Genomic DNA, 15706 nt, shown 5'->3' with positions numbered 1-15706 from the left:
CAAAGTTTATTTCCTTTGAGTGTAAATTCTATAAGGGAAAGTGATACAGGAAATTCCAATCAATGTGAAGAACAGTATAGATATTGAAAAAAATTCTAGAAAAAGGAGGTGCACCTATGAATATACATGCAGTCAGGACAGAATTAATTGAGACGGTAGATGGTTTGTCAGATACAGAACTCAATCAAAGAGCAATGGAGGGTGTCTGGACGATAGGACAGGTACTGGAGCATTTGTATCTGACCGAAAAAGCGGTAGCTTACCATGTGAGGAAGGCGCTACATAATGAGGATGTACAAATAGATCCAAAGCCCATTTCCTTCATACTGGATCGTAACAACAAAGCGCAAGCTCCCGCTCCTTATGAACCAACAGATGAACCTAAACATCTACAGGACTTACTCCTGAAGTTGGAATCTACTCGTACCTCTTTGTTGGGCGCTTGCGAAGATAAAGAGAGTTCTCAGCTTGCCAAAAAAGGATTTACTCATCCAGCATTTGGGCTTCTAGACATAAATCAATGGATTGAATTTGTTGGACTTCATGAACAAAGACACCTAGAGCAAATTAAAGAAATCAAGGATCACTTATCGGTGTAGCTAGCTAGATTTGGTGTTTCTGCTGGCGCTTGTCTAATGAAAACCCGTAAAAAGGAAAAACAGACTGCCAATCCGGTATCTGTTTTTTTTATATTCCTCTTTACAAACCGACCGGCGGTTTGTAAAATGATAACAGGAAATAATGGTAAAGGAGAAAGTGCTTATGACACAACAGAATCACGCCGTGTCCACTTTTCAGCTACTAGTAGCAACTACGGAGGATCTCATTCGTGAACGGGGATGCCGGCAAACTACCCTACAAGAGATTATGAACAGAACCAAATTGTCAAAAGGAGCCATTTACCATTATGTGCAAAGTAAGGATGAGCTATTTGCTTATATTTTGCAAACGAAAATGGAAAAGGTAAACGAGCAGTTTCAGCACCAAGTGGAAATTGCCAAACGTGGAGAATTACATGATCCACTAAAAGCCATCATTGATGGTTTTACTGAGTTGCTACAGGGAGAAAAAGAAGTCTCCAGTCAAATTTTTATATATCTCCTTAGCCAAAAGGAAAATAAAGGTATTTCTACTTTATTGAACCGATTTCACCAATTTTCTGTTGATATGCAAATGAAGTGGCTTCAATGCGGACAGGAAGCGGATGCTATTTCCCCAAATATCGATCCACGGAAAATGGCTCATTTTTTTATGACAAATATGTATGGGAGCATAATTGCAAAAGAAATGGGTGTTGATCTATTTTTGGCTGATGATTTATACCTTATTATGAATGATTTATTGCAAAACAAATAAAGAAGCAAGTGAAAAATACTAGGAATAGCAGGAGGTCAACTACTGATCTCCGTCTGCTTGACCTACTGGGAAAGGAACTTTTGCAAATGATCCAAGTATGGAACACGATCCTTCTGCCTTGAGCCAATAAAGAGAAAGTATTGTAGTCCAATCCAAAGAAACAATCATGAGAACGAGCATAGGAGTTCTTTATTTTTTATCGAATACAAACCGCCAGTCGGTATGTTAATAGGAGTGTTTAGCTTATATGAAAGCAAGATCAACAAAGACGCGCAATTTTAAAATCATCCTTACTATTATTCTAGTGGTGGCCATCTCAATTATTTGGTACTACAGCTACAAAAATTACTATTACGTAACAACTGAAGATGCTCAGGTTACAGGGGAAATCTATAAAATAGCAGCTAAGGTACCAGGAAAGATAGAACAATTCAGTTTGGAAGAGGGTACGCAGGTTCGCATGAATCAGGTAGTTTCCAGGCTCGAACAAGTAAATGCCAATAATATTTCTTCTTTAGAAAACATGATTGTACGATCTCCAATCGATGGTGTCATTATTCAAAAGCTTGCTAATCAAGGGGAGATTGTAGGCGCTGGTAATCCGTTAGCCCTTGTAATGAACAAAGCCACCTTATATATTCAGGCCAATATAGAAGAAACCAAAGCAGGCTATGTTAAAGCTGGGCAGCCGGTGGAGATTCGCTTAGATATGTTTCCCGGTCATGTGTATCAAGGCAAGGTTGAATATGTCGGAGAGGCGACGCAGTCCACATTTTCTTTGCTTCCTCGAACGAATGCAGGGGGCAGTTTTACCAAGGTCACACAACGTATTCCGGTTAAAATCAGCTTTGTTCAACAAGCTTTTCATTTTACGCCTGGAAGTAATGCTACGGTCACGATTCTTGTGAGATAGGAGAGAAATCATGAGTAGAACGAAACAACGTTATCTAGACCAAGCGCATTCTTCTTCCCAGAGCTTTTGGCCCGCTGTATTTGCTATTGTGCTAGGCACATTTATGGCGGTATTGGATACCAGTATTGTTAATGTGGCGATCCCAGAAATGATGAATGTTTTTGGAGTCTCTACGGACGAGATTCAATGGGTTGTTACGATTTATACGCTTACGATGGCAGCTATCATTCCCCTCTCAGGATATGTAGGCGCTCGTTATGGCATGAAGGTGAGCTATCTTGTCAGCCTGCTCCTGTTTACGTTAGGTTCGTTATTTTGTGGATTGGCATGGAGCAATGAAAGCATGATTGCAGCAAGAATTGTTCAAGCCATGGGCGGTGGCTTGATGATGACAATTGGACAGTCGATGATTCAATATGTTGTACCTGTGGAAAAAATGGGTCCGGCAATGGGGGTATTTGGCATCTCGGTATTTGTCGCGCCAGCAATCGGACCTAGCTTAAGTGGCTATTTTGTAGAATATTTGGATTGGCGATTGATTTTTACTGTGAATATTCCATTTGGATTACTGGCTCTTTATTTAGTCTGGCGCTTTTTACCAGAGACAAGAGCAGAAGGAGGGCACCGCTTTGATTTACTGGGGTTTGTGTACGCGAGTGTATTTCTTGTTGCGACCTTGTTAGCCTTTACTAAGGGAGAGCAGGAGGGATGGGGTTCCTTTTATATCGTTTCCTTATTTTTGTCAGCATTAGTGAGTGGTGTTCTCTTTATTCAGAGAGAGCTATCGACATCGGAGCCTTTAGTGGATATCCGTTTGTTTGGTAATCGAGATTTTACATTAGGTGTTTTGGTTAACAGCTTGATCATGGCAGCCAATTTTAGTGTTATTTATCTCTTGCCTATTTATTCGGAAAACATGCTAGGAAAAACAGCAATGGAAACAGGCCTTCTCCTACTGCCTCAAGCGATTGCATCTGGTATTGTGACGCCGCTAAGTGGAATGCTGGCGCCTAAATGGGGAGTAAAGCCTTTTATAATTAGTGGCATTGCACTATGTATCCTATCTGGGATCGGCATCGCTCAGATCGATCTACATACGGATATGAGCTATATGACATGGTTACTGGTACTCAGGGGTGTAGGAATGGGTTTATGCTTAATGACCTCTATGCAGATTCCTCTGTTAGCTATTACGGATCAAAGCAGGATATCGGCAGGCTCTGTCATTACTAATGTTTCTCGACAAATGGCTATCTCAATTGGCATCGCTGGCTTAATTAGCTATTTTTATCAGCGCGGTGCTACATATACGGCTCATTTATCAGAAACGGTTACATATAAAAGCGTGTCAACCAGCGAGACACTACAGCAATTTATACAAATGTTTAGCCATAAAGGATTTTCGAGCATGGAGGCACAGAGTATGTCTTTGGGATTAATGGGGCAATTGGTTCAAAAATATGCTACTATTCAGGCTTTGCAGGATAGCTTGGCGATGGCAGTGCTCGCATTCGCGGTAGCTCTTGTATTGATTTTTTTGGTACGGGAAAAGAAAATGCCTTAGAGCAGATTTCACCCATCGCAGATAGCGGTTCCCATACATTTATGGTCAAGGTGCTACTGGATCATGCTGAATTACGTTTGCGGCCTGGAATGACGGGTTAGTAACATTCACGGAAGATACGAAATAAGAATGCACAAAGAAGGGGAGAGAAGATGATGAATAAAGTACAAAATGGTCGATTCGCAGCATCAGGGGGCAAATCCTTCGTGGTGTTTTACATTGGAATGCGCATCAATAAATGGTGGGCCGTTCATAAATGGATCCCTGTCTTTCTCGCAATGGTGAAGATGCTTAAAGAGCTATACCAGCACCCAGAATTAGGGTTTATAGGAGCAGAAAATTGTTGGAATGGTAGAACAATCGGTCTCATACAGTACTGGGATTCCTATGATCAGCTAGAAAGCTATGCCCATGGTGGCTATCATCTAAAGGCTTGGAAGGATTTTCAGCGCAAAATAGGTTCAGATGGAAGTGTAGGTATTTTTCACGAAACCTATAGCATGGAACCCTCCAAGTATGAGGCAATTTACGCGAATATGCCGTTGTTCGGACTAGCCAAAGCGATTGGTCAGGTCCCTGCCACTGGTAAATATCAAAGCTCTCGAAAAAGATTAACAGCAAACCCTTCAGAAGAGAAAGCAGAATGAAGAAGGGGGCAAGGCTTCTTCTAGGATATGTGGGCAACAAGCTGGTGTAAAATCAGCTTGTTATTTTTTAAAAAAATATTGACAATGAGAATCAGTATCAATATTATGTAAGTGATAATAATTTTCATTTAAGGATTAGAAATATAGATATAAGGGAGAGATCTCCGTGAGCAAAATTGGAATGATATATGCGAGCATGACAGGAAACACCGAGGAAATGGCAGAACTGATTGCGGAAAGCATTCGCGAACAAGGGCTAGAAATTGAAGTAAAAGAGGTATGGAATGCGAAAGCTGCTGACTTGGTTGAATATGATGCAATCCTGTTAGGGGCATACACTTGGGGCGACGGAGATCTGCCGGATGAATTCCTCGACTTTTACGATGAAATGGACGGACTTGATCTTAGCGGCAAGAAAGCAGCTGTATTCGGCTCTGGCGATACGAGCTATCCAATGTTTGGAGAGGCTGTAGAGACACTGACTAAGAAGCTGCAATCCTTAGGAGCAGAAATTGTAGTAGAGGGCTTGAAGATCGAGCTTTCACCTGGAGATAAGGAAATTGAGGAATGCAAAGAGTTTGGCGCTACCTTTGCCCAGAAGCTAGGATAATGAATAGCTCGGATACGAGTACCTTTTACGAATAAAGATAGGGATAAATGATAAAGAAGCCAGAAGATGAAACAGGTAATTTCTGTTCATATCTGGTTTCTTGTTCTGTTCAGTTTTCTGTTTCCTTTTGTTTAAAGGCCGACCATCATGCAAAAAGCCCCGGAGAAAGCCTCCGGGACCGATTGAATAAGAATTCTTGGTTATTTAGCTTATTGCTTGTCGTAGGTAACTTTATTCGTTTTACCTTTACCTTTGAATTCCCACAAGTCATCTTTACCATCAGTGTCATAGATTGTTCCATCAATGTCAGCATCTTTAAACTCATCCCAGATGTCATCGCAGATATCTTTGATGAATTTTTTGATTTCTGAATCACTTAGGTCTTCATATTTACTCTTATAATCATCAAGGTCAACCTTAATGGTTACGTCGATATCATCCTCGTCACCTTTTAGAGTGATATCCCATTCGATTTTTTTCCATTTACCATAATCATCGTTTAGATTGTCCTCTAGATCATCTACATCATCTTTTTTGCTCTTTTTCTTTTTATCTTTATCCTTCTTATCTAATTGATCTCTATAGTAGGTAACGTCTTTTTCTAACGTAGAGATTTTAGAATCTTTGGCAGCAAGCTCTGCTTGTAGCTGTGCAATCTTAGGATCTACACGATCTCCTACAGATACTGTAAAGGAAGCTTGATCCCAAGAAACATCCTTGTTAAATACCCCTGCCATCATGCGAAGCGGGATGTATGTAGTACCGTTTACGATGAATGGCTCGGTATCAGTTGGAACTACATAGCCGTTATACTTTACTTTCACATTGTTGTAAGTAGCTTGAATATTTTTTTTCACGACAGCTGCATCAGTTGTAGCAGGCAAAGCCCCGATTAACAAAGCTGAGGACAGCAAAAGTAGCGTTTTCTTTTTAAACATGTCTTTCCCCTCCAGATAGTGGATCAATCTTCTTTTGATACTCATTTGTAAACCTTTTATCCGATAATGAAACGGCAAGTTAGCATGGAATTCTCTCTAAATATAGAACTCCTGAAAATATACGGCTAAGTATCAGAATAGTGCTTATCACGCTTTTTTACAAGAGAAAAAAGTCATACTGTCGTCCCATTTTTCATCTTTTTTCCTGCTAGGTTCGTGTCGTTTTTTTCCATTATTTTAATTAAAAGCTTTTATACTGGGAAAGTTTTTTAGTTAAGATAAAAGTATCCAAAGTAAATAACGGTAATAATTACTAATCTTTCAGTTAATGTAAACTGAAGGAAATTGTCTAAACAGTGATGTAATCCATATATCATAAATGTCTAATAAAGCAGAATACCCTTGTTGAATAGCGAAGAATAGACTTGCAATTGCAAACAAATAAAAAATATACTGAAGATACTCGACAAGGACTGCTGATTAGAAAAAAATGAAAACTAGAAGTAATGTTGCAATTCGTTCAAAAAATATCCACTTTAGAGAAGATCACAGCATTGCGATAAAGTCCAAGATCAACTACTATGGAAAATAACTGTACTTTTGTAAGTAAATAAATAATAGTATGGGTGGTGTCAAGTTGAAAAAACAACACAACAAAAAGACGAAAGCTGGATCAGGTAAAAAAGGACAACCCTCTGATCAATCTTCAAAATGGATCTTTTGGAGTATCGGAATCATAGCTGTTTTAGTAGTAGCGTATCTCTTTCTTATGCCAAAATCAACGCAACTGGCATTGATGGAAGCTACAGATTATGAAGGGCAGCCTTACTTTGGTAAAGAGACTGCCAAAGTTAAAATTGTAGAGTTTGGTGATTATAAATGCCCAGCCTGCAAAACATTTAATGAAGAGCTTGTAAAACAGATTGATAAAGATTTTGTGGAGACTGGAATAGCTCAGTTTTATTTCTTCCAAGATCCATTTCTTGCTGTAGATTCTCACCGAACAGCTTTATTTGCTGAAACGGTTTATGGAGAATTAGGGAATGACCTTTTCTGGAAATTCCATGATTTATTATATAAAAACCAGCCAGAGGACCTTAGTCTGGAAAAACAAGATTATTTTACAGAGGATAAGCTAAAAGGTCTTATCGGTCAAATCGCTGATCAAAAGCAAACGGAAAAGGTTATGCAGGCTTTTACGGCTAAGAAATACCAAGCGGCTGTTGACAAGGATTTGGCTATTGTAAAAAGGCTGGATGTAAGAGGAACCCCAACCTTATACATTAATGGTAAGCGATTTGAGGGAACTACCATGGATGACTTCAAAAAGGCTGTAGAAGAAGCCGCTAACCCTGTTACAGAGGGGAAATAGCGTATGAACAAGCCGTTAGTGTTTTCCTGGATTACTGCAATTATTGCCACAGTTGGCAGCCTTTATTTTAGTGAAGTAATGCATTTTGTCCCGTGTACGCTTTGCTGGTATCAGCGAATCTTAATGTATCCTTTGACAATCCTGTTGGGGATGGCTGTGTATCGCAATGATACCAGTATCTATAGATACATTTTGCCGCTTTCGATTATTGGCATGGTCACTTCGGCTTACCACTATAGTGTACAGAAGGTTCCTTTTATGAAAGGAATGTCCTTCTGTACGCAAGGTGTGCCATGTACAGGTGAGTATATTAATTGGCTCGGCTTCATCACAATACCTTTCTTGGCATTAGTTGCCTTTGTGATGATTACGATTTGTCTGCTTGTAGTGAAAAGAGGGGCAGATACCGAGTAAGGACAAAAGAAGTGAGTTTAGAGCTGGGCAAAAATTTATTGGTAATTTACTAACAAGAGCGGCATAGTGGCCAAATGAAGTGCATAAGCTATTGCAGATAGCAACAGACAAGCAGAGTGTTGGAAGAGAGAATTCCCAGCACTCTGTTTTTTTTATAGGGCAACGTGTACCGATTCATCAGCAAGGCAGTGTTGGGACAGAAGCCGCCTATCTGGTAAAAGCTTTATTTTCTACCTATGGGGCTAAGTAAATTGAATAATAGGGGAATAGTGACATAGCTTCGTCAAAGGGAATGAGTGGTAGAGGATTGCTAACAAATGTTTTTTATTTTAAAATAGTAACAGTGGAAAATATAAAAAATAAAATATTTTCCTTGGTTCCAGAGGGGGTGATCTCAATGCAAAATCGCATTGCAGTGTGTGCGATTGAAGAGGTGAAGCGATATGGTGTCAAATTCACAATGGCAAACGTTGCTCAGCTTGCAGGCGTTAGCACGAAAACCTTATATGGTATTTTTACATCCAAAGAGGAGCTGCTAGCCTACATTATTCAGCAGGATATGCAGCATTATTTCAATAAAGAAACAGAAATCTTACAACATGAGCAGCTGGGACCAATTGAAAAATTAAAGCAGTTGTTCTTCGTGATTCCTAGTGAGCTTATCACGTTTGATTTACGATTCTTAGAAGAATTAAAGAGGTTTTATCCTGAGCAGTGGCAGATTTTTAATACGCTTATGCATGAGGGATGGGACAATATAAGCAGATTTATGGAAGAAGGCATTGCAGAAGGTGTCTTTCGGCCCGTGAATGTGAAGGTTTTCATCCAGATGTTTATAGGTTCCTTACAGCAGATGACCTATCAATCTCCGCTCACACAGCAGCAAATGACAGTGCATGAGGCGCTGGAAGCCATCATGGATATCATGGTGGAGGGTGTAAGAGATAGAGAGAGTGAGTCAGCAAATAGAGAGGAGAGAGCGAAATGAGTTGGGTCTTTTTGGGAGTAGCTATTTTATTAGAGGTTGCAGGCACGACTATGATGAAGCTGTCGAATGGGTTAACGAAGATATGGCCAACCATTCTTATGTTTGTGTTTTATCTGATTTGCTTTTCCTCGTTAAGTTTAGCTTTAAAAAAATTAGAGGTTGGCGTTGTGTATGCAATTTGGTCAGGAATCGGTACCGCATTAATCGCGACCATTGGGATTATTTGGTTTAAGGATAGTCTATCCTTACAGAAGGTGATTGCTATTCTATTGATCATCGCAGGATGTGTTCTTTTAAATTTGCAAGGTGGCTCCCATGGAGCACCAGCAGAAGGAAAGCACAGTGAAGAAACCGAAGTGGTAGCATCTGATAGTAAGAGTGGCTGATACCAGTAAGCAAAAAATGACGTAAAACCATTCAGGCTACAAAGGAGTGCACCAAGAAATGAGACTAGGGGCAGTGGAAGCAGGGGGAACAAAGTTTGTCTGTGCAATCGGAAATGAATTTGGAGAGATTTTGGAGAGAAGTAGCTTTCCAACCACGACTCCGCAAGAAACCTTGGAGCAGGTAATAACCTTTTTTCACCAAAAGAAGCTAGATGCGATTGGAATAGGCTCGTTTGGACCGATTGATCTAAACACAGCTAGTGCTACCTATGGATATGTAAGGAATACGCCAAAGCTCGCTTGGAGAAATTATCACGTGCTTGGTCATATGAAAGAGCATTTTTCTGTTCCGATTGCGTTTGATACAGATGTAAATGCTGCTGCATTGGGTGAGTCTACTTGGGGTGCCGCAAAAGGCTTGGATAGTTGCATCTATATGACAGTAGGTACGGGAATTGGTGTTGGGGCTATTGTTGAAGGAAAGCTATTACACGGTATGTCTCACCCAGAGATGGGACATATCTTGGTAAAACCACACCATCTCGATTCGTTTACAGGTGTGTGTCCGTACCATGGCAACTGTTTAGAGGGCATGGCATCTGGACCAGCTATTGAAAAACGGTGGAATCAAAAGGGAGCAAAATTGCAAGCAAGCACAGAGGTCTGGGAGCTGGAGGCTTATTATTTAGCTCAAGCGTTGATGAATTATGTCCTTATCTTAGCACCTAAAAGGCTCATCATAGGCGGCGGGGTTATGAAGCAGGAGCAGCTATTTCCCCTAGTAAGGCAGCAACTGAGCGAGCTATTACAAGGCTATGTGAGTGAAAATCAGCATTTCTGTAACGACTTGTCAACCTATATTGTTCCACCGGCACTAGGGGATAACGCAGGAGTGTGCGGTGCTCTAGCCTTAGCGAAAAGAAGCTTGGTACAAGGATAACAGCAACCAACAAGGTTTTGATTGAAGATCAATTGATTTTGCATGTATATAAAAAAAGGTAGCTCATTTCGGGCTACCTTTTTTCGTGCTTGTTAGACAGTAACTTCTGTTTCGCGCTTTGTAAATTGTGGAACAGGTGGTGTTTTGCGATTTAACATACGAATGCTTAATGCGGTCAATGCTTCGGCAATAGGGATTGCGAGCCAAATGCCATTTACCCCGAACCATTTTGGCAGGATAAACACCAAAGGAATAACCAGCAAGACACCACGGGTTAAAATAATCCACAGTGATTTGCGTATCTTCTGTATGGCTTGGAAATACTCCCCATATACAAGATTATATCCTAAGAAAAGATAGTTGATAAAAAATAGATTCATTCCGTTCACGGTGATTTGAATCAATTCTTCTGATTGGATGTCAAATAACATGATAAACACATTCGAAAACAAAACGCCAAAAAGTAAGGCGGCGATTCCGAAGCCCCAGCCAGTTTTTACTGTTAAACGTAAGCTAGCTCGCAATCGCTCACTTAATTGAGCACCATAATGGAAGCTGGCAATCGGTTGCAGTGCCGCTCCTACCCCCATGAACAATAACAATAGCATCGCATGAATATAGTTGACGATGGCATAGGCTGCAACCCCCTGTGCCCCCAGATATTTCATGAAAGCCAGATTGTACGCTAAAGTAGTGATCGCGATTGTACTCTCTGCAATAAAGCTAGGAAAGCCGATATTTACGATTTGCCTGATTTCCTTTAACTGAAACCGGAATGCCACAAAACGCAATGTGCTACCTTTCTTCCAAAAGTGGGTAAGTAGCACTAAAAATCCGATAGCAGCCGATAAGATTGTAGCGTAGGCCGCTCCCTTTACACCCATTCCCATCATGAAAATAAAGATATAGTTAAATAGTATGTTCAGAACCGATGTGACGATTAGGCCCATCATCGCTAGCTTGGGGTTTCCATCATTACGGATAAAAATGCTCAGGATGTTTTCTAATACATAAACGATCCCGAAGGTTAACAACACATGTAAATAATCAAGTGCATAAGGCAGGATTGTCTTGTCAGCTCCAAAAATATAGGCTATTTGTTCGATATGTGTTAAGCAAACAGCCATGATGAGGCTAACCAATAGAAGTGCCAGTGCAAAAGATTGGGTAAAAATCTGGCGAGCGTGTGTTACTTCATTTCTTCCCAAGGCAGCCGAGTAGAGAGTAGCTCCACCCATTCCAATCCAAAGAGAGATAGAAAGGAAGATAGAAAAAGCGGGTACGGAGATGTTTACCCCGGCTAATCCTTCTGGTCCCACCCCGCGGCTAACAAATACTCCATCCACAAAAATATTAATCGACATAAGTAACATGCCGAGTACAGAAGGGATGAGATAAGAGATGAATAGCTTTGGCACGGGGGTCTCCCTTAGTTTAATTGCTGCGTCTGTCATAATACGACCTCCTTGTGATAGCTCTTATTGTAAACCTTCAAGCTACTTGAAACTCAAGGGGGCGTAGAAAATTTTTTGTTTGCGAGTCAATAAATTCTGTTGAAATCAGTGATTTATAAGGAGGATAGAGGCTGAATTGGGATTTGAATTTCAGTAATAAATTCATCCGATTCACTGGTGATAGACAAATCTACAATGCCTAGCTCATAGGATTTGTCTGTAATCTCATAATGACACTGTTTGATCGCTGAAAGGAGGCGTTCATATGACTGATCAAGCTGTTCGTAAGGCCCATAATGCATTGTACATGCATACAGACCAGCAGGAATACTGGCATAGCGCTCTTTATCGACGGGGAGATCATCAATCATAATAAATAAACTGTTGTAATCTTGATAGTCTCCTTTGAGGATGGAGGATTTGGACACAGAGGTACCGATATCACCAGCAAATAAGGATACCTCTAAAAGCTGAAGATCGCTTTGCAAGGTATTAAGGTGATATTCAAATTCTTCATCAGAGAGTTCTGCTTCCACGACTATGGAGTGAATATATCGCTTTGGTAACTCTTTAAATACCACGGAATCATCCGGTTTATCTACGCCTTGTTTAATGGTTGTGATCTTACTTTCCAAGCGATTTAACATGTAGACAATTTCCTGTTGTTTTTGTTGAAGAGATGTTCTTTGCTTTTCTAGGATGTCCAAAGCCAAATCGGGTGTACGTTCATCCATAAATCTTTTAATCTCTTGTAGGGGAATCCCTAAATGGCGAAAAAACTTAATAGAAGTCAAAGTAGAAAATTGGTCAATGGTGTAGTAACGGTACTGGGTTTTCTGGTCAATAGTTTTGGGCTGAAAAATGCCCTTTTCATCATAATAGCGAAGCGTTGATTCCGCGATACGATGCATACGAGCCATTTTGCCAATTGTAAAGCGATTTTTCATAACAGATTCCTCCGGTTCGGGTACACGTTTCCTCTTGTGTTCTAGTAATACATTATCTTGTCCTGTTATGCAAAATCAATCAAGTCAAAGAAGCATATAAAAAAGACAGACGAAATGATGAATTTCGCCTGTCTTTATGAGATAACATGGATAGAGGCTTTGTTGCTCCTCTATTTTGAGAGCATTGCTTATCCGATGAATTCTTGTACCCAGTAACCGTTGTAGTATCCTACTCCGATTTTTGTAAAGGAAGAATTCATGATGTTTTCACGGTGTCCGTCGCTGCCCATCCAGTCTTTCATTACTTCTTCAGCAGAACGTTGGCCTTCAGCGATGTTTTCGCCCGCTGTTTGGTAGGAAATCTTATACTGATCCATCATGTTAAATGGAGATCCGAAGGTTGGGCTATCATGGTCGAAATAATTGTTGTCTGCCATGTCTTTTGCTTTGTCTGTTGCCATTTTAGCTAGCTCTGTATCCATGCTAAGTGGTTTCAGACCAGCTTTATCACGTTCTTTGTTTACGATATCTACTACTTCGTTCACCATTGCGCTTGCGTCAGCAGATACGTTTTCTTTTGAAGCTTTATCTTTTCTCTCTTGTTTCATAGAAGGTTTTTTCTGTTTGTCTACAGAAGCTTCATCGGAATCGTCAGCAAATCTGTTTTCAATCTTTGGTGCAGAAGGTGATTTAGTGCCCGAATCTTCAATGTTTTTTAACTTTTGAAAAATGGAGTTGTCCTTATCTTTCGTTTGATTTAATAGGCTATTTAATAGATCTGTAGGAAGGCAATCCTTGGATTTCCCTTGCTTTTGATTAAGTAATTCAGTCAATGAAGCAATATCTTGTTTGGCTGGTAGATTTTTTACCGCGCATACTGGAGAAGCAGCAAATGCAGACGTAGCGACACCACTTACTGCCATTCCTACTGCCAATGCAAATACCGTTTTAGACATCCAATTTTTCTTCATTATTCATCGCTCCTTTTTTTTACCTACGAGGTTAGTTGTCGGGTTCGGATTGAGGATACAACCCTACGCAGCATTTATGTGTGATTCACCCCAGGTGGCTAGCATAAGCCTTACACCATCGGTCATCCCCCGCACTTCTCATGACTTGGGAAGTTTCGGCAAACTCAGAATAACAAAGTTGCAAGCACGGAAAAAGCGGTAGATAACTGGTAAAAGTAGATAAAAATTCCTATTAAAATTTGATGAGAAAAGGAGGAATAAGGAAGAGATCAAGCGGCTAAAGGGATGAAGCTGGATCAAAATGATAGAAAATGAAGGCCATGGTAACAGGTAGTTTTGAAAAAAAACAGCACATTTGTTATGTGGAGGAGGAGAGCGAAGCAAATGAAGCAGGAATAAATTAGGATTAATTGTAAAAAACATCCTCCTATCAAAGTCTACTATAAGACAAGCTGAATGTGGAAAAGTTAAATAGGAGGTTCATTTTAGAGTAAAAATCTGAAAATTGAAAGTATGTAAGAAGAGTGAAGATGGGTACTAGGAGGAAACAAACCTATAACGAATGGTAGATAAATAGAAGAATATCATTTGTTACGATCTAGAAGGAGGGATGACTAATGGTTTTTCAGACCGCAGCATCGTCGGAATACCTAAAACTAGTAGAGGATGTATTTGAACAAGCATATGAATGTATAGTGGTCACTAATCCAGAAGGCATCATTCTAATGATGAATCATACATATCGGAATTTCATCGGGATAGCTAATCCAATCGGCAGACATGTTACTTCAGTCATTGAGAATACGCGCATGCATATAGTAGCTAAGACCGGATTAGCTGAATTGGCTGAGGTTCAACGGATTAACGGCCGTGATATGATAGCGAACCGTGTCCCTATTTATCGGGATGGGAACATGATTGCTGTGCTGGGAACTGTTCTGTTTCAGGATGTACGGCAGCTTCACGCTTTGTCTGCTACTGTCGATCAATTAAAACAAGAATTAGATTACTATAAAGGCGAATTGCAAAGAAAGCTGGGAGCAGTTTATCGTTTTGAACAGATTGTTAGCACCAGCGACTTAATGAATAAATGTAAGGAATTGGCGATGAAGGTTGCTAAAAGCAATACAACTGTACTTATTACGGGAGAGAGCGGGACGGGCAAAGAACTATTTGCGCATGCTATTCATGCGGCAAGTCAGCGAGCGATGGGACCATTTATTCGGGTAAATTGCGCGGCAATCCCAGATAATTTATTGGAGTCCGAGTTGTTTGGATACGAGGAGGGAGCATTTACAGGAGCTCTGCGCAAAGGGAAAAAAGGGAAATTTGAGCTAGCTGATCGAGGTACAATCCTGCTAGATGAGATTGGGGATATGCCACTCGCTCTACAAGCCAAGCTCTTACGCGTTTTGCAAGAAAAAGAAGTAGAGCGAGTCGGAGCAAGTCGACCAATCTCATTAGATGTACGAGTGATTGCTTCTACGAATAAAGATATGTTTGCTTTAATGAAAGCGGGAAAGTTTCGCGAGGATTTATTTTACCGCTTGCACGTTGTTACCCTTACCATACCGCCGCTTCGTGATAGGTTAGAAGACTTGCCGCATTTGGTAGAGAGTATACAAGAGCAACTGATGGAGTCAACGGGGATTGTTGTGAAAGGGATGGATGAAGAGGTATGGGAGCTGTTACGTTATCACCGCTGGCCTGGCAACGTAAGAGAGCTGCGCAATGTATTGGAGCGTGCCATGCATATGATGGAGGGGAGTTGGATTCGGGCCGAGCATATTTTGCTGCCAACATCCACATCAGGAAACCCAATGATACAGAGTAGAGTTCCTATTCTTAAAGATTGGTTAGCAAAGGCTGAACGAGAGGCGTTGCTACGGGCCGTTCAACTAACTGGGGGAAATAAACGGGAGGCAGCAAAACTGCTCGGAATTAGTAAATCCAGCTTTTATCATAAGTGGGAGAGGCTAATTGACAGGCAAATGCAACAAGTGAAGCAGTAAGTCCAATATTTTGGAAGGTGTCCAGAATCTTGGACTTTTTTACATGTGCAAAGATAAGGCTTATGATTCTTATAGAGACGAGCTTATATATTTGTAGGAAGCAAAGAGCGTGCGAATTTATTTCCGAAAATTTGGACTTTAATTCGAGAGCGGTATGTGAAAGCGTTCCGTTGGTAAAAGCATGGGACGCTAAA

The 15706-nt window shown here is 40.5% G+C and carries 17 protein-coding genes and 1 riboswitch; of the genes, 13 read left to right on the top strand and 4 right to left on the bottom strand.

Going from position 1 to position 15706, the window contains the following annotated elements:
* Positions 1 to 116: 116 nt before the first annotated feature.
* The 6 genes from BRLA_RS20600 to BRLA_RS20575 all read left to right on the top strand — a co-directional run bounded on the left by BRLA_RS20600 (position 117) and on the right by BRLA_RS20575 (position 5090).
* Positions 117 to 599 carry a DinB family protein gene (locus BRLA_RS20600; protein WP_003334430.1) on the top strand — a complete coding sequence of 161 codons (483 nt, stop codon included), beginning with the start codon at positions 117 to 119 and terminating at the stop codon, positions 597 to 599.
* A 163-nt stretch (positions 600 to 762) separates the two neighbouring features.
* On the top strand, positions 763 to 1356 hold the full coding sequence (locus tag BRLA_RS20595; RefSeq protein ID WP_003334431.1) for a TetR/AcrR family transcriptional regulator: 594 nt from the start codon (positions 763 to 765) through the stop codon (positions 1354 to 1356).
* A 247-nt stretch (positions 1357 to 1603) separates the two neighbouring features.
* Positions 1604 to 2269, top strand: a complete 666-nt coding sequence (locus tag BRLA_RS20590; RefSeq protein WP_003334434.1) for an HlyD family secretion protein — start codon at positions 1604 to 1606, stop codon at positions 2267 to 2269.
* A 10-nt stretch (positions 2270 to 2279) separates the two neighbouring features.
* Entirely contained in the window at positions 2280 to 3833 is a 1554-nt protein-coding gene (locus tag BRLA_RS20585; RefSeq protein WP_003334435.1) for an MDR family MFS transporter, read from the top strand.
* Between the two features lie 155 nt (positions 3834 to 3988).
* Complete coding sequence (locus BRLA_RS20580) at positions 3989 to 4480, top strand: DUF4188 domain-containing protein (RefSeq protein WP_041752418.1); 492 nt, start codon at positions 3989 to 3991, stop codon at positions 4478 to 4480.
* A gap of 166 nt (positions 4481 to 4646) precedes the next feature.
* Positions 4647 to 5090, top strand: a complete 444-nt coding sequence (locus tag BRLA_RS20575) for a flavodoxin (RefSeq protein WP_003334437.1) — start codon at positions 4647 to 4649, stop codon at positions 5088 to 5090.
* Positions 5091 to 5299: 209 nt separating this feature from the next.
* Here BRLA_RS20575 and BRLA_RS20570 read toward each other — a convergent pair whose 3' ends face one another.
* Positions 5300 to 6028, bottom strand: coding sequence for a stalk domain-containing protein (locus BRLA_RS20570; protein WP_041752416.1), 729 nt, complete (start codon positions 6026 to 6028; stop codon positions 5300 to 5302).
* A 637-nt stretch (positions 6029 to 6665) separates the two neighbouring features.
* On the opposite strand from BRLA_RS20570, the gene BRLA_RS20565 reads away from it, so the two are divergent.
* From BRLA_RS20565 to BRLA_RS20545, 6 genes are all read left to right on the top strand, one after another.
* Positions 6666 to 7400, top strand: coding sequence for a DsbA family protein (locus BRLA_RS20565; protein WP_003334439.1), 735 nt, complete (start codon positions 6666 to 6668; stop codon positions 7398 to 7400).
* 3 nt (positions 7401 to 7403) lie between these two features.
* Positions 7404 to 7814: a disulfide oxidoreductase gene (locus BRLA_RS20560; protein WP_003334441.1), complete on the top strand. Its 411-nt coding sequence runs from the start codon at positions 7404 to 7406 to the stop codon at positions 7812 to 7814.
* A gap of 79 nt (positions 7815 to 7893) precedes the next feature.
* Positions 7894 to 8064: a hypothetical protein gene (locus tag BRLA_RS24080; RefSeq protein WP_003334443.1), complete on the top strand. Its 171-nt coding sequence runs from the start codon at positions 7894 to 7896 to the stop codon at positions 8062 to 8064.
* Positions 8065 to 8211: 147 nt separating this feature from the next.
* Positions 8212 to 8802 (top strand): TetR/AcrR family transcriptional regulator, encoded by a 591-nt coding sequence (locus tag BRLA_RS20555; protein WP_003334444.1) that lies wholly within the window; start codon positions 8212 to 8214, stop codon positions 8800 to 8802.
* The gene (locus BRLA_RS20550) at positions 8799 to 9188 is read left to right on the top strand and encodes a DMT family transporter (protein ID WP_003334445.1); all 390 of its coding nucleotides are present in this window, start codon (positions 8799 to 8801) and stop codon (positions 9186 to 9188) included. The genes BRLA_RS20555 and BRLA_RS20550 overlap by 4 nt, the downstream gene beginning before the upstream one ends.
* 58 nt (positions 9189 to 9246) lie before the next feature.
* Entirely contained in the window at positions 9247 to 10128 is an 882-nt protein-coding gene (locus BRLA_RS20545) for an ROK family protein (RefSeq protein ID WP_003334446.1), read from the top strand.
* A gap of 92 nt (positions 10129 to 10220) precedes the next feature.
* On the opposite strand, the gene BRLA_RS20540 is transcribed toward BRLA_RS20545, so the two are convergent.
* From BRLA_RS20540 to BRLA_RS20530, 3 genes are all read right to left on the bottom strand, one after another.
* The gene (locus tag BRLA_RS20540; RefSeq protein WP_003334447.1) at positions 10221 to 11582 is read right to left on the bottom strand and encodes an MATE family efflux transporter; all 1362 of its coding nucleotides are present in this window, start codon (positions 11580 to 11582) and stop codon (positions 10221 to 10223) included.
* 113 nt (positions 11583 to 11695) lie between these two features.
* Positions 11696 to 12529 (bottom strand): MerR family transcriptional regulator, encoded by an 834-nt coding sequence (locus BRLA_RS20535; protein ID WP_003334448.1) that lies wholly within the window; start codon positions 12527 to 12529, stop codon positions 11696 to 11698.
* Positions 12530 to 12717: 188 nt separating this feature from the next.
* Complete coding sequence (locus BRLA_RS20530) at positions 12718 to 13500, bottom strand: CAP domain-containing protein (RefSeq protein WP_003334449.1); 783 nt, start codon at positions 13498 to 13500, stop codon at positions 12718 to 12720.
* A gap of 5 nt (positions 13501 to 13505) precedes the next feature.
* Positions 13506 to 13671: riboswitch (cyclic di-AMP (ydaO/yuaA leader) on the bottom strand.
* A 446-nt stretch (positions 13672 to 14117) separates the two neighbouring features.
* Between BRLA_RS20530 and BRLA_RS20525 the strand changes: the two genes are divergently transcribed.
* Positions 14118 to 15512, top strand: coding sequence for a sigma-54 interaction domain-containing protein (locus tag BRLA_RS20525; protein WP_003334450.1), 1395 nt, complete (start codon positions 14118 to 14120; stop codon positions 15510 to 15512).
* The last annotated feature ends 194 nt before the right edge of the window (positions 15513 to 15706 follow it).

Origin of the sequence: Brevibacillus laterosporus LMG 15441 (assembly GCF_000219535.2) — a bacterium.
In the GTDB taxonomy this organism is placed as follows: Bacteria; Bacillota; Bacilli; order Brevibacillales; family Brevibacillaceae; genus Brevibacillus_B; species Brevibacillus_B halotolerans.
This window is presented reverse-complemented; position numbering and strand designations above follow the sequence as displayed.

Coding starts and splice junctions, on each gene's coding strand:
- BRLA_RS20570 (WP_041752416.1), bottom strand. CDS start 6,028: ATGTTTAAAAAGAAAACGCTACTTTTGCTGTCCTCAGCTTTGTTAATC.
- BRLA_RS20590 (WP_003334434.1), top strand. CDS start 1,604: ATGAAAGCAAGATCAACAAAGACGCGCAATTTTAAAATCATCCTTACT.
- BRLA_RS20580 (WP_041752418.1), top strand. CDS start 3,989: ATGAATAAAGTACAAAATGGTCGATTCGCAGCATCAGGGGGCAAATCC.
- BRLA_RS20555 (WP_003334444.1), top strand. CDS start 8,212: ATGCAAAATCGCATTGCAGTGTGTGCGATTGAAGAGGTGAAGCGATAT.
- BRLA_RS20595 (WP_003334431.1), top strand. CDS start 763: ATGACACAACAGAATCACGCCGTGTCCACTTTTCAGCTACTAGTAGCA.
- BRLA_RS20585 (WP_003334435.1), top strand. CDS start 2,280: ATGAGTAGAACGAAACAACGTTATCTAGACCAAGCGCATTCTTCTTCC.
- BRLA_RS20545 (WP_003334446.1), top strand. CDS start 9,247: ATGAGACTAGGGGCAGTGGAAGCAGGGGGAACAAAGTTTGTCTGTGCA.
- BRLA_RS20535 (WP_003334448.1), bottom strand. CDS start 12,529: ATGAAAAATCGCTTTACAATTGGCAAAATGGCTCGTATGCATCGTATC.
- BRLA_RS20600 (WP_003334430.1), top strand. CDS start 117: ATGAATATACATGCAGTCAGGACAGAATTAATTGAGACGGTAGATGGT.
- BRLA_RS20530 (WP_003334449.1), bottom strand. CDS start 13,500: ATGAAGAAAAATTGGATGTCTAAAACGGTATTTGCATTGGCAGTAGGA.
- BRLA_RS20550 (WP_003334445.1), top strand. CDS start 8,799: ATGAGTTGGGTCTTTTTGGGAGTAGCTATTTTATTAGAGGTTGCAGGC.
- BRLA_RS20560 (WP_003334441.1), top strand. CDS start 7,404: ATGAACAAGCCGTTAGTGTTTTCCTGGATTACTGCAATTATTGCCACA.
- BRLA_RS20540 (WP_003334447.1), bottom strand. CDS start 11,582: ATGACAGACGCAGCAATTAAACTAAGGGAGACCCCCGTGCCAAAGCTA.
- BRLA_RS20525 (WP_003334450.1), top strand. CDS start 14,118: ATGGTTTTTCAGACCGCAGCATCGTCGGAATACCTAAAACTAGTAGAG.